At 49.5% G+C, this 12179-nt stretch carries 14 protein-coding genes and 1 riboswitch (1 of these 15 cut by a window edge); of the genes, 8 read left to right on the top strand and 6 right to left on the bottom strand.

Translation table 11 applies throughout. The annotated features are described in order from the left end of the window. Positions 1 to 93 precede the first annotated feature (93 nt). The 3 genes from TPH_RS07055 to TPH_RS07040 all read left to right on the top strand — a co-directional run bounded on the left by TPH_RS07055 (position 94) and on the right by TPH_RS07040 (position 3463). The gene (locus TPH_RS07055) at positions 94 to 447 is read left to right on the top strand and encodes a hypothetical protein (RefSeq protein WP_028990989.1); all 354 of its coding nucleotides are present in this window, start codon (positions 94 to 96) and stop codon (positions 445 to 447) included. Between the two features lie 441 nt (positions 448 to 888). Beyond that, positions 889 to 1302 (top strand): transposase, encoded by a 414-nt coding sequence (locus TPH_RS07050; RefSeq protein ID WP_015050500.1) that lies wholly within the window; start codon positions 889 to 891, stop codon positions 1300 to 1302. A gap of 1291 nt (positions 1303 to 2593) precedes the next feature. Beyond that, entirely contained in the window at positions 2594 to 3463 is an 870-nt protein-coding gene (locus TPH_RS07040) for a LuxR family transcriptional regulator (RefSeq protein ID WP_015050498.1), read from the top strand. Positions 3464 to 4912: 1449 nt separating this feature from the next. On the opposite strand, the gene TPH_RS15125 is transcribed toward TPH_RS07040, so the two are convergent. Next, on the bottom strand, positions 4913 to 5116 hold the full coding sequence (locus tag TPH_RS15125) for a hypothetical protein (protein WP_028990991.1): 204 nt from the start codon (positions 5114 to 5116) through the stop codon (positions 4913 to 4915). 193 nt (positions 5117 to 5309) lie between these two features. Further along, a riboswitch (FMN riboswitch) is annotated at positions 5310 to 5506 on the top strand. 150 nt (positions 5507 to 5656) lie between these two features. Here TPH_RS15125 and ribD point away from each other — a divergent pair. The 5 genes from ribD to yfcE are packed head-to-tail and all read left to right on the top strand — an operon-like array spanning position 5657 to position 9735. Then, positions 5657 to 6805, top strand: a complete 1149-nt coding sequence (gene ribD / locus TPH_RS07030; protein WP_015050495.1) for a bifunctional diaminohydroxyphosphoribosylaminopyrimidine deaminase/5-amino-6-(5-phosphoribosylamino)uracil reductase RibD — start codon at positions 5657 to 5659, stop codon at positions 6803 to 6805. Continuing rightward, positions 6787 to 7437: a riboflavin synthase gene (locus TPH_RS07025; protein WP_015050494.1), complete on the top strand. Its 651-nt coding sequence runs from the start codon at positions 6787 to 6789 to the stop codon at positions 7435 to 7437. The genes ribD and TPH_RS07025 overlap by 19 nt, the downstream gene beginning before the upstream one ends. 24 nt (positions 7438 to 7461) lie before the next feature. After that, the gene (locus TPH_RS07020) at positions 7462 to 8676 is read left to right on the top strand and encodes a bifunctional 3,4-dihydroxy-2-butanone-4-phosphate synthase/GTP cyclohydrolase II (RefSeq protein ID WP_015050493.1); all 1215 of its coding nucleotides are present in this window, start codon (positions 7462 to 7464) and stop codon (positions 8674 to 8676) included. Positions 8677 to 8693: 17 nt separating this feature from the next. Continuing rightward, on the top strand, positions 8694 to 9194 hold the full coding sequence (gene ribH, locus TPH_RS07015) for a 6,7-dimethyl-8-ribityllumazine synthase (protein WP_201764543.1): 501 nt from the start codon (positions 8694 to 8696) through the stop codon (positions 9192 to 9194). After that, complete coding sequence (yfcE, locus tag TPH_RS07010) at positions 9172 to 9735, top strand: phosphodiesterase (protein WP_015050491.1); 564 nt, start codon at positions 9172 to 9174, stop codon at positions 9733 to 9735. Before ribH ends, yfcE begins: the two co-directional genes overlap by 23 nt. On the opposite strand, the gene rpmB is transcribed toward yfcE, so the two are convergent. From rpmB to TPH_RS06990, 5 genes are all read right to left on the bottom strand, one after another. Beyond that, positions 9732 to 9920, bottom strand: coding sequence for a 50S ribosomal protein L28 (rpmB, locus tag TPH_RS14760; protein ID WP_015050490.1), 189 nt, complete (start codon positions 9918 to 9920; stop codon positions 9732 to 9734). The two genes, yfcE and rpmB, sit on opposite strands and share 4 nt — an antisense overlap. A 345-nt stretch (positions 9921 to 10265) precedes the next feature. Next, positions 10266 to 10679: a hypothetical protein gene (locus TPH_RS15670; protein ID WP_201764510.1), complete on the bottom strand. Its 414-nt coding sequence runs from the start codon at positions 10677 to 10679 to the stop codon at positions 10266 to 10268. Positions 10680 to 10721: 42 nt separating this feature from the next. After that, positions 10722 to 11030, bottom strand: coding sequence for a hypothetical protein (locus TPH_RS15665; protein ID WP_236608834.1), 309 nt, complete (start codon positions 11028 to 11030; stop codon positions 10722 to 10724). A gap of 55 nt (positions 11031 to 11085) precedes the next feature. Further along, entirely contained in the window at positions 11086 to 11628 is a 543-nt protein-coding gene (locus TPH_RS15660; protein ID WP_049886093.1) for a transposase family protein, read from the bottom strand. After that, on the bottom strand, positions 11612 to 12179 hold the 3' portion of the coding sequence (locus tag TPH_RS06990) for a Druantia anti-phage system protein DruA (protein WP_201764435.1). Its footprint extends 287 nt past the window's final position; only the last 568 of its 855 coding nucleotides appear in the window; its start codon lies off the right edge, out of view; it ends in the stop codon at positions 11612 to 11614. Before TPH_RS06990 ends, TPH_RS15660 begins: the two co-directional genes overlap by 17 nt.

Here is a 12179-nt window from a genome sequence, read left to right as displayed (position 1 = left end):
GTGTTCTGCTCGGGACTGGTCGCAAGCGCCGCTCTAAATGGGGAACGGCGTCGTGGGCCCGGTTCGCCTTGCTCGGGATGGGAAGCTACACCTGTGGGCGTGTCCGACAAAGCGGGGGAAGTTGGCCTTTTTCTCTTCATCTTTGGGAACAACACCTTCATTGCCTTTCTCTGCCTCGTTCTCGGAAAGCCGTCGCGAGCATTCTTCTCTACCCTCGTCTGCTCTCTCAACGGCACCCTTGCTGGGGCGGCGCTAGTGGCGCTTTCTCATTGGGGGGTTGAATCGTCCACTCATTTTCCTTGCCATCTTTGCTTGAACGTGGGGAGTCTTGCGGCACCTGCTACCAGTGGTTGTCTGGGACTTCTTATACCCAGCCTGGTGCTGATGGCGGCCGTATCGGGTAACTACGCCGACCTCGTCAACTGGTTCACTTTGCGGAAGACTTAATTGCCGCATCCTGGCCGAGTTTTTGCTTGCACCGATTTCGCACGCCTCTCTCTTTGCAGGATATATTTTAGGAGCGGCAGGCAAAGGTTTTGCAACCGCTCTTGCAGTTTTTCTCGCCACCTACATCTTTGTTGAAGGGTTTCACAATGCGCTCCTGTTTTTCCTCTAGTTTTTCGTCGTCTGTCTCTATGTGTAGATTGTTAAGGGTCTGTTGCCAAACTTTTTTTCAACCACCAGCAAATTCAGGTATTCAATGGAGAATTAAGGTAAAAAGACCTAGAAAATTTGCCACCCTGGTGGCGACTTAGAAAAGATGATAGGATACAAGTCAACAAAGCGCAAACTGTTCTACATGAAGCGCAAAGAGAAGTTTGGTGCTGGTTTCGTCTATAACGATAAAGAAGGTCTTTACATCTGTCCTCAAGGCAAGAAATATACCGTATGAAAGCTTACGAAAACAGGTTTGTCTTCAACCAGAGGCAGAAGTCTGCCTGTAGAAGCTGCGCTTACCAAGGGTTTCTCTGCAAAGCAAAGCGACCTTCCATCGTAAGAAAGACAAAAACAGAACTTGTAGATTGGGTTGACCAACATCTAGTAACAGAAAAGGCGCAAGAAAGTATTAAAAAGAGAGCACCTTGGGTTGAAACTGTATTTGCTGAGATGAAAGCTGTGCATGGTTTGAGCCGGGCGAAATTACGGGGAAGGGTCAAGGTTCAGATACAAGTGCTGTTCGCTATGGCGCTGCACAAGATCAAGCAGTTGTTGAAGTTGCTGAAGGAACCCAAAAGAAAAGGGAGCCAATGTTGTTTGCTGTCTTTTGCCATCAGTTTCCGGCGTTTAGTTTTTAGGTCTTGAGCATCAGATCCTTGTTGATCAATAGGACTGAGTGATCCCCAGTTTTTGTCGGGCACAGGCGAGAGAAATTGCAAGAAAGAGAGAGGAAAAAATAAGGATCCTCCTGCGAATTTTACCCGAGGCAACACTTTCAGGAATGGGGGGATCCTCGAAGTGAAACCAAACATTTTGCTAAATTTTTTATAACATGGCTTCAGGGATTCCACAAGACCCAAATCAAGAATAGCCCTTCTCGCTTTTGCCCTGATGCAGACTCAAAGGCTAGAAGTTGTCCCTTTAGGCAGAGCGTTGCCTGCAAGAACAGCGGAAAAGAACAGGATAAAAAAAGTCGAGCGTTTCTTGGGAAATAAGTGCATTCCGCTCGAGTAGCTTGCAAGAACACTTGCCCGAACGATCATTTATCCGAGGCAACTCATTCTTGTGGTAGTAGAGTGAGGTGACCTTCATGAGGGAAGCACCATGCACTTGTTGCTGGAATTATCGCCAAAGAGAGAGCACTATCTTTTTTCTGGCGTGTTGTTACCAAGGCAAAGTTCACCTTGAACCAGAACAAGGATAGAGGGAAACTTCTTCTCTGCCTTGAGAAAGCTCTTGCCCTGGGGCTGTAGGGTGGTAAAACTAGCAGACAGGTGTTTTACGAGGGTAGCGCCTTTAAAACACGTTGGGAGGCTTAGGTTTGTTTGTGATGCAGACCTAGATGAAGGTGTGGGTGGAATCTAAAAGTTTCAGGGGGTCATTGGGTGAGCTCAAGGTTCCCCGAGGCACAAAGCTGGACTTTGGCTTGTATGATACCATAAAGTGGCAGAGCACCTGGTTTGTATTGTTGTCTGGTTTGAGGCGAAGCAGAAAGAGCATTGGCTTCTTGTGACGAGTGCGCACGATGAGCCTTCCTTGAGGGTCGTTCCCTGGTATGGTTTTCGGGTGAAGGTGGAGAGTTCTTCAGGGACCTCACTAATGAGTGTCAGGGGTCTAAGCTTTGGTATCTTAGGCTTTCTTCGCTGGGGCGTTATAGTCGTCTCCTTCTTCTCATGGCCTATGTTTACTTCCTTCTTGCCTTGGTTGGTCTTTGGTCAGAGAGGGAGGGGTTTCACCGAAAGCTGGTGGCGAACACTGAAAGGAAGCGGAGTCTTGCTCCCTTCGGGGTAGGGTTCTATGTATTCTGGTGCTGGAAACGAAGTGCGTGGGGCATGTTATCCTCAATGAAAGCCTTAGTTTTCAAGCAGGGGGCGGAGCTCCTGGATGTGGTGTTCTAAAAAATGGGGGTACCTCAGTCAATAGGAGGATTGCGAACATGGGATTAAGGGTTATGCCTTCCTTTCCGAAAGAGCCGAAGAGGCGTGATTATTTTCACTATCTCTGCTCCGCAGAGGAATTGGAGGCTTCTCGTGCTCGCTGCCGCTTATTAGGGGTTCCGGTTGAACTTGGAAGACCAGCGAAAATCCTTACTGACTCCTCTCTCACTCAACGTTTGGCAACGAACGCCTTACTCATTGCACTTAGCGAACATGTTATCACCCCGGATTGTTACACCGGCCCATCCGAAAATTTTCTCTACATCCTCTGCGATCCGGAATTAGTGGCGCTGAAAATTTTCGCGGCACCGGAGGTGTTAGTTGCCACTGAAGATCTTGGGATAAAACCTGGAACGGTCTTCACCGAGGCAAGTTGCGGCACTAATGCTTTGGCTCTAGCGCATGAGTATAATCGCCTTGTAGCCACCCGCGGGAAACAGCACTATTGCAAACTGTTCGAAGACTGGTGGTGCATTGCCAGCCCGGTAACAAATCAAAAAGGCAGGACTCTGGGTTACCTCGATATCTCAATGCCTGCCGCCAAAGAACTTGGCCTCGCCGTGGCATTTTTCAAAAAACTATTGAAACTGATTGAGCAACAGTTAACAACCTTAGAATTCAGAAAAGTTGACCACAGACCTTCAGATACACCTTCTCCACCACCCGCCGGTGATCCTAACTACAAAGCCCTCCAACTCACGTCACGCGAAGAGGAAATTCTCAATTTGAGATTACTAGGGTTGGATAACCAGGAAATAGCGGCAAGACTCTGCATAAGTCCCAATACGGTTAAGGTCCACTGCGCGCGCATATACCGTAAGCTTGGCGTCCACAGCTTCCCCCAACTTATCGCCAAAATTTATCGTTGATTTACCTCTCTCGTTCCCCTCCCAAGCTTATTAGAGTCTAGCTTTTTCTTGCCCTTTTAGCGAGTCACCCACTGGGTTTGATGTAATATTTTTGGATCATTATGCATAATTCCCCAGAATAAGGTAGATACCCCTCTGGGGTAATAGACAATCAAATCTTACCAGGTTAAGGTATAACCGAGGTTGTTGGGCGGTGATGAATTCCAAGTTGAGGAGGTGGAACAGGGAGAGTTACAGCCCACTCACAAGTAAAAGTAGGTTGAATAAGGGATGGGAGATGGTTTCAAAAAAGTTAGCCCAAATCAAAAAGGAGTTGAAAAGAGATGAAAGCGGTGAAAGCAATGGTAGAGCGTCGTAGATTGGTTGTCTATCTTAATCTTATAATACTTGTAGTTCTAGTATTTTCGCTCCAAGCACCAATGGCATTCGCAGCGTATAGTAACGACCAGCTAATACCGGCAGTAAACCCTACCAATGTAGCTAACAATCTTTCTTGAACATTCACCCCTGTCACGACCGATTACAAGCTTTTTGTGAGTAATAGTCCCGAAGATCCAACCAGCACCGGTTTACTTTATAAAGATAGTGAGATTAACGGTACTGGCAAATTCAGGGTATACTGGTATCACAAGAATACTACAGGTAGTTCCAAGTACATTGGCTTTGGTGTTTGGAACAATACAGGTAAAACTGTCAAAGTCAATTTAGGTAAGCGTGCATACGCTATCCAACAGTCAGGCGAATCAGGTGCTTCCATGGGACAGAGACTGCTTTCTTCTTGGTTAAGTTCAAGTGATTCGGAATATACTTACGCACTACTAAATAACGGCTCATATACGTATGTCGGATTTTCAATTCCTAACGGACTAAGAGGAACCGGAATGTATAATGTGATTATAAGAGACGCCGCCACTGGGGATATAGTAACAGGTGGTATTACCGTAAAGACGTACATTTCCAGCACTTCAGACCCAGGTAGTTTAAGGAACATCTTGCCGAAAGACTCCAGTCCAACCAGGCTCATATATAAGAGGACGATTCGATCATGCTCCAAAATATTTGACCTGGAATGCCTCAACCAATCAGCAGTTTACTTCCACTTCAACTTTGAGTAACAATTGGCCTGTACCAATAAATGATCTGAATAGAGGATACAGCGCTATTGATTACGAATACGTCTATGGTTACGGAAGTTACGGGCAAGATCTAAATATCATCGTAAACACGCCGAGCGGTAACTGGGCTTTGGTCCTTGAACCGTCTCTGGGCGTCGATGGAAACGGTGGAGGGAGCGTCATTCATTATTTAACTGCCTATGTATCTAATCGTGGATCAATGGTCAGTAAAACTATTCCTGCAAATAATGGTTGGGTGATAACAACCGGAACAGGTACACAAGCGGTCACGATAAGAACCTCTTTACCTGGTGGAGAGATGGCTCCATTACATTTAGTCTGTCTTCCAAACAATTAGCTGCAAAATTGCTGTTGATTTAATGTTATCTTCTACACGAACGTGGCCATCTGGAATTTTAGTGAGCTCAAGCTTTTTATGTTTCACGCTGGCCGATGAAGCACGAAAAGCTGAAGGAGATAGCACAGTTAAAGCCAGTAAAAAAACTAAGTCCTTATATGCATTAACAAGCTTTCTCATAGTTACCTTCCCGTTGGGTTTATCTTCGTTGTATACCTTGAAGCTAGGATTTTGAGCGTTCGGGCCTCTTGAGGAGAAGACCTTTGTGTGTAGATACTTACTAGATCTTGACATGGACTGTGCAGGGTGAAAAGTTGACGTATTTTTTTTAGAAGGTGTATAATGCTTTAAGAAAAAATAATGAATATGCAGGAAGGACCTTCGGGGGATGGTGGAATTCCACACCGGCGGTGATCCTCATTTAGAGGTAAGCCCGCGAGCCCGATATCCGATCGAGAAAGGCCCCGCGGTTAAAAGGCAACTGTGACCGGAATCAGGGCCTTCAGAGAGCGGGTTGATCCGGTGAAAGTCCGGAGCCGACAGTTAAAGTCTGGAAGGGAGAAGGAATTTCTTCTATTTAGGTGTTATTTTGTGACCCCGGCCTTTTCTGCCGGCTTTTATATTTTTAGACCGAATGGCGGCCAGGGGTTCTTTGCCAAGACATGTGGTTCCCGCAACTCAGTTTGCTGTAAAATCACGCAGAAATGGGGAGTGGGTCAGATGGGAGAAGAATCGCTAAAGCAACACATCCGCTTTATGAGCAGGGCTTTGGAACTGGCAGCACTTGGGAAAGGTAAGACCAGCCCCAATCCAATGGTTGGTGCTGTTGTAGTTCGGGATGATGTCATCATTGGTGAGGGGTATCACATGAAAGCAGGAACCCCTCATGCTGAAGTCCATGCTCTGCGGGCGGCAGGAGATCTGGCAAAAGGATCAACCCTCTATGTTACTTTGGAACCCTGTTGCCACTATGGGAAAACCCCACCTTGCACAGAGGCAATTATAAAAGCCGGTATCCAAAAGGTGGTTATTGCTACCTGTGATCCCAATCCTCTTGTAGCAGGGAAGGGGATACGATCGCTAAAAGAAGCAGGAATAGAAGTTCAGGTTGGTATTATGGAAGAAGAAGCACAGCGGCTCAATGAAGCCTTTTTTAAATACATCAGAACGGGTCTGCCATATGTTGTACTCAAAGTTGCTATGAGCCTGGACGGAAAGATCGCTACCTGCAGCGGCGACTCTAAGTGGATCACAGGTGAAAAGGCACGCCTTAAAGTACAACACCTTCGGGCGGAAAGTGACGCAGTTATGGTTGGTATTGGCACCGTATTGGCGGATGACCCTCTTCTGACCGTTAGATTGCCCGACGAAAGCAAAAGACCCCTGCGCGTTATAGTGGACAGCAGCCTGCACCTTCCTGTAGATTCTCGGCTCGTTCAGACGGCTGGTGAGGCTCCTGTGGTCGTTGCCGCTGTACCTGGAAAATATCAGAAGGATAAAAAGTTGTTGTTGGAAAAAAGAGGGGTCGAGGTTTTAGACATGCCAGGTGAGGATGACATGGTCAGCATTGAGGAACTACTCCAAGAGCTCGGTAGAAGAGGTGTAATGACCCTCCTGTTGGAGGGAGGGGCAACCCTCAACGCGAGCGCCCTGCAGGCGGATATCGTAGATAAATTTGTTTTTTTTCTCTCCCCGTTGATCATTGGTGGGAAGAATGCACCGGGCGCCTTCGGGGGAAGCGGTTTCGATACCCTTGATAAAGCCCTGCGCCTAGAATCCCTTAAAATTGAGCGAGTTGGTGAAGATTTTCTGATCTCGGGATACCCGGCAGGAAGGAGGGTTATTGATACTTGTTCACGGGTCTTATAGAAGAACGAGGAACGGTGCGGAAAATAACAAGAGAGCATTCATCAATTCTGCTGACAATTGAAGCTCAAAAGGTGCTTGCAGGAATTAATCTGGGGGAAAGCATAGCCGTGAACGGGGCCTGCCTCACTGTAACCTCCTCCACTGCAGATACCTTTACAGTCGATGTAATGCCGGAAACTCTTGACAAGACCAATCTGGGGTTGCTTGCTCCGGGAAGCCAGGTCAACCTAGAACGATCCCTGCAGGTGGGGGGAAGGCTCGGCGGCCATTTGGTCACAGGGCATGTAGATGCTACCGGTGAGATTCTGCGTTTGAACCGGCGGGGTATCGCTGTGGAAATGTGGATTCGTCTGCCGTCCCACCTAGATCGATTCCTGGTACCCCAGGGTTCTGTTGCTATCGACGGTGTCAGCCTCACGGTAGCCGAACTGCAGCCCGATGCCTTCATGGTAAGCCTGATTCCTCATACGCGCCGGGAAACAACACTGGGCTCAAAGAAGATTGGAGACGTAGTGAATATTGAGGCCGACTTGCTTGGAAAGTACGTCTTCTATCTTGTCGGTAGAATAATGACGCCAGATAACCAGAAGAGTATTACGCCGCAGTTTCTTGCAGAACATGGCTTTATATAAACTAATAAACGGGAGGCTTTAGGGATGGCGGAACTGGAGTTTTTTAACACCATTGAAGAAGCTATTGAAGAAATTAGAGCTGGTAAGATGATTATCGTTGTCGATGATGAGGATCGGGAAAACGAGGGAGACCTGATCATTGCAGCGGAAAAGGTAACCCCTGAAGCCATCAACTTTATGGCTACTTACGGCAGGGGGCTCATCTGTGTGCCAATGACAGGGAAGCGCCTGGATGAACTTGATCTGCAGCCGATGGTTGCCCACAACACCGACAAGCATGAGACTGCTTTCACCGTATCTGTTGATGCAGCCACTTCCACCACCGGTATTTCGGCATTCGAGCGAGCTGCAACGGTACGGGCGCTTATTGATCCCAAAACCAAACCTCAAGATCTGCGGCGCCCGGGTCACATATTTCCCCTTCGGGCAAAGGAGGGAGGTGTTCTCAGAAGGGCCGGGCACACCGAGGCCGCTGTTGATCTTGCCCGCCTGGCCGGACTTTATCCAGCTGGAGTGCTCTGTGAAATCATGAATGATGATGGTACCATGGCGCGCGTACCGGAGCTGATGAAATTTGCCAGGAAACATAACCTGAAAATAATCACTATCGCCGACCTGATCAAATACCGACGCCGGACGGAAAAGCTGGTCCAGAAGGTAACCAGCACCCACCTTCCGACAAAGTACGGGGAATTTACTGCTGTTGCCTATAAATCCCTTCTCGATGATAACTGCCATATTGCCCTCATCATGGGTGACCTTCGGGGAGTAGAGCCGGTACTAACCAGGGTGCATTCGGAATGCTTGACCGGTGATGTATTTGGTTCTTTGCGCTGTGACTGCGGAGATCAGCTGGCGCAAGCTTTAAAAATGATTGCCGCCGAAGGGAGGGGGGTTCTCCTTTATATGCGGCAGGAAGGGCGAGGCATTGGTCTGTTAAACAAGATCAGAGCCTACGAGCTTCAAGACGGTGGTGCTGATACTGTTGAGGCCAATGAATTGCTTGGATTTCCACCAGACCTGCGGGACTACGGGATCGGAGCACAAATTCTTGTCGATTTGGGGTTAAAAAAGATCCGGCTTCTTACCAACAATCCGCGCAAAATTGCCGGGCTAGTGGGATACGGACTGGAGGTCGTAGAAAGGGTACCCATAGAGATACCTCCGCGGGAGGAGAATCGCGGTTACTTAAGAACCAAAAAAGAGAAACTGGGGCATCTGCTGGCCCTGAAAAAATAGAAAGGAGAATCTAAATGGTGAGAACATTTGAAGGAAAACTGATTGGCCAGGGCCTTCGTTTCGGCATCGTTGTGTCCAGGTTCAATGAATTTATCACCAATAGGCTTTTAAGTGGTGCTCTGGATATCTTGGTGAGGCATGGCGTGAGCCGCGAAGCAATCGATGTCGCCTGGGTTCCCGGAGCCTTTGAAATCCCCCTGGCTGCTCAAAAGATGACCGGTTTGGGATATGATGGGGTGATCTGCCTGGGAGCCGTAATCAGAGGAGCCACCCCGCATTTCGATTACATTGCCAGCGAAGTGACCAAGGGAATCGCCCAGGTCGGTTTGAAGTCAGGAATACCGGTTGTATATGGCCTGATTACAGCCGATACTTTGGAGCAGGCAATTGAAAGGGCCGGTACTAAAGCAGGTAATAAAGGGGCGGATGCTGCCATGACAGCTCTAGAAATGGCCAACCTCTTCCGAGAGATGAAAGAACAGGGGGGTGTTGGTCATGAGGATCGGGATCGTCAGTGATACACACGGGTCATTAACAGCGTGGGAACGAACTATAACAGCTGTTTTTCGCAGTGTTGATCTGATTGTTCATGCGGGGGACGTGCTTTATCACGGCCCCCGCAATCCCTTACCTGAAGGGTACGCTCCCCGGGAACTGGCGGCAGTCATAAATAAGGCTCCTCTCCCGGTGGTTATCGCTCGCGGTAATTGCGATGCAGAGGTAGACCAAGTTTTGGTTTCCTGGCCGCTGTTATCCCCTTATGCTTTTCTGCAAATAAGAGACCTCCGCATACTGGTACATCACGGACACGGGCTAGAACACACTGAGATGCAGGCACAGGCACAGCGCTATCAAGTGCAGCTCTTTATTCACGGGCACACACATATCCCCTTATTGGAGGAGAAAAACGGGATTATCTTTCTCAACCCTGGTTCTCCCTCTCTGCCCAAAGGCGAAGGGAGAAGACCTACAGTCGCCCTCCTGGAGGATAACAGAGTGTCCCTCATTGATCTTGACTCCGGGAATAGCATAAAGAGTTTAGCGCTTCCTAAAGCTTAAAGAGCACGCTTCACTTTACCGGCTTTGAGACAACGAGTGCATACTTTCATGCGAACCGGTTTTCCGTTGATAACCGTTCTTACAGGCTGTAGATTGGGCGTCCAGGTCCTTTTTGTACGGACATGGGAATGGCTAACCCGCATTCCGACGCGGACCCCTTTACCGCAGATGGCGCACTTTGCCATTTTTATATCCTCCTCACTTAATATTTTACTCTTAATTCTGAACTGTTTAGCCTATGCGATGCAACGCCATCTTATCACAAGGCCTATTCTAGCAAAAAAGGTGCTGTTTTGGCAAGGGAAATATATCACGACCAGTGCTGACGCACGAAATATTTTACAAAGTTCTTTGAATCCTTTTTCGACCCCCGGCGGTATCGTCCTTAGGCAAAGGTATGTTTTTTACTGTAAATTTAGCAGTAGCCTGATTATTTACAGGATTCCCCGGACAGGATTGATCCAAGCAGGATTAGGCGAGGTGGCCCTCGCCCGAAGTGATTTCTTAGTTTGGTTAGATAACTTGCTTGATTAAATCACCAGACGAAGTTGAGCCGGTTTATCGCGGAGCCTCTTCAACCTGGAGAGGTCAAGCCAGTTGCCCGTGAATGTCTGCCATAAAAACCGCAGAGTGCCGCGCATGCCCAACGTTTGCACCGTTTCCCATAAGGCCACGGTGTGCAGGGTAAGAATGTTGATCAGGTGGGCCAGACGCATCAGGGCATGCCACCCTTTCAAAGCGTTCCAGTCGTATGAAAATGGGTGTTCATAGTTGTATCCGCGGCGTTTTTCAATCAGGAAGTTCTCTTCAATACCCCACCGGTGACGGGCCGCCCGGTTGCAGCGGTCGATTGCGTTTTTTTTGGTAATCGGGGTGCCCGACACCCACGCCCAGGTAGTCTGACAGGTTAGTCCGTTTTCTTCCCAGGTTTCGTTGCAAACCACCACGTGGATCACCAGGCGATGATGCGAAAAGATAATGACCCCTCACTTTTCGCCACAGAAGTTGCAAACCACCACGTGGATCACCAGGCGATGATGCTGGTTTTGGGCGTCCCGCCAAACGTAGACAATGTCGTTAGCCCACCAGAAGTTCTGTGTCCGGTTGCCCCACTGATGGGTCCGGGTTTGCTCCGGTTCCAGCTTGTGGATTCCTAAAGCATCCTCCCAGACCGATTGAAGACAGTTTGATGGCAGGACGATCATGAAGTCCCAGTTGTTCTTCCGGCAAATCTGCATCACCGGGCCACCTGCGTAAAGACCGTCAGCCACGATCAGAAGAGGGAGTTTGCCCATCAGTTCTTTGAGACGCGGAGCCAGACGATAAAAAGCCTTTAATTCGCAGTCTTGTTTATCGGAGCGCCTCCGGGGCGAAGGGAACGGTCCGGGTGAACTTCTGGGTGCCGTCGATGGCGACCACATAGCGCTTCTCGACCAAAAGCGCCTGTAACTTCTTGTTGCGTAAGAGCTTGCGGACGGTGGTCCCCAATATGTTTTCGATTTGCTCGGCCGGGATCCTTTCCAGGAGCCGGGCCAGGGTGTCCAGGTGGGGAATGCTGTCTACATCGGGAAAGACAGACCGCAGCGCATCTAAGATAGCTGGACAGCTGAGCTCCCGGTTGGCCTCGCGCCGGGAATTATACTGAAAGATAAACAAACATAAGCCAAAAACCATGAGAACGGTAAGTTTGTGCCTGATGCTCCCGGGCCGGCGGGGATCCTTTAAGCGGCCGAACTTTTCTAAAAGGCCGGGTAAAATCGCCCGCCAGGCATTGAGCTGGGCCTCCACGGCCGACTGCCGGGCCTCTTGCTCTTCCTCCACCGTTTTCCAGGGGCTTTTGCGGTTGGGTAAGGTGGCCGAATTGATTGCCTCCGGATTACGCATCAAACTCATCGCACTTGCCCGCCACCGGCGCTGGTGCGCAAAGCTCCTCCCGCCATTCCCGGACCAAGGGGTAAACGAACATCAGCCTGACTACCGGACTGCCTTTTTGCCTCCGGGGTTCTCTGCCCAGGCCGGCTGTTTCGCCGATGCACTGCCAGTTGGCCGCCCGGTAGCAGGTCCCCTGGTGCGGTGGGGTGACAAAGGTCTCTAAAAGCACCGGGGCATACCCGTACCGTTTTTGCCAGTCCGCCCGGATGCGCCGGGCGACCAGCGCCAGGGCATGGCTGGCCAGGTGGGGTATTTGCACCCCCGGCAGAATTAAAAAACGGCTGTTGTTGATGATGCGGTAACGGAATCGCTTGCACTCCACCGCCGTCCACCCAATCCAGGATTCCCGGACGGCCACCTTCCTGGCCGCTGCGGCAAATAAGAGGGCGCCCAGGATCTCGACCCTCCCTTCAGCCCGGCTGTGGATCCAATACCGCTGGTGGGCGCCAAAGGGCTGGCGGTAACCGAGCGGGTGATAAGCCGCCATCGTTGCGTTCCAAAGGGGTTGTTCT

The organism is Thermacetogenium phaeum DSM 12270 (genome assembly GCF_000305935.1).
GTDB lineage: Bacteria > Bacillota > DSM-12270 > Thermacetogeniales > Thermacetogeniaceae > Thermacetogenium > Thermacetogenium phaeum.
The sequence above is the reverse complement of the archived record's forward strand: the minus strand, read 5'-3'. Positions and strand labels throughout refer to the sequence as shown.

Excerpts from the sequence above, each read along its gene's own strand:
- TPH_RS07050 (WP_015050500.1), top strand. The coding sequence starts at position 889 with ATGAAAGCTTACGAAAACAGGTTTGTCTTCAACCAGAGGCAGAAGTCT.
- TPH_RS07040 (WP_015050498.1), top strand. The coding sequence starts at position 2,594 with ATGGGATTAAGGGTTATGCCTTCCTTTCCGAAAGAGCCGAAGAGGCGT.
- TPH_RS15125 (WP_028990991.1), bottom strand. The coding sequence starts at position 5,116 with ATGAGAAAGCTTGTTAATGCATATAAGGACTTAGTTTTTTTACTGGCT.
- ribD (WP_015050495.1), top strand. The coding sequence starts at position 5,657 with ATGGGAGAAGAATCGCTAAAGCAACACATCCGCTTTATGAGCAGGGCT.
- TPH_RS07020 (WP_015050493.1), top strand. The coding sequence starts at position 7,462 with ATGGCGGAACTGGAGTTTTTTAACACCATTGAAGAAGCTATTGAAGAA.
- yfcE (WP_015050491.1), top strand. The coding sequence starts at position 9,172 with ATGAGGATCGGGATCGTCAGTGATACACACGGGTCATTAACAGCGTGG.
- rpmB (WP_015050490.1), bottom strand. The coding sequence starts at position 9,920 with ATGGCAAAGTGCGCCATCTGCGGTAAAGGGGTCCGCGTCGGAATGCGG.
- TPH_RS15665 (WP_236608834.1), bottom strand. The coding sequence starts at position 11,030 with ATGGGCAAACTCCCTCTTCTGATCGTGGCTGACGGTCTTTACGCAGGT.
- TPH_RS15660 (WP_049886093.1), bottom strand. The coding sequence starts at position 11,628 with ATGAGTTTGATGCGTAATCCGGAGGCAATCAATTCGGCCACCTTACCC.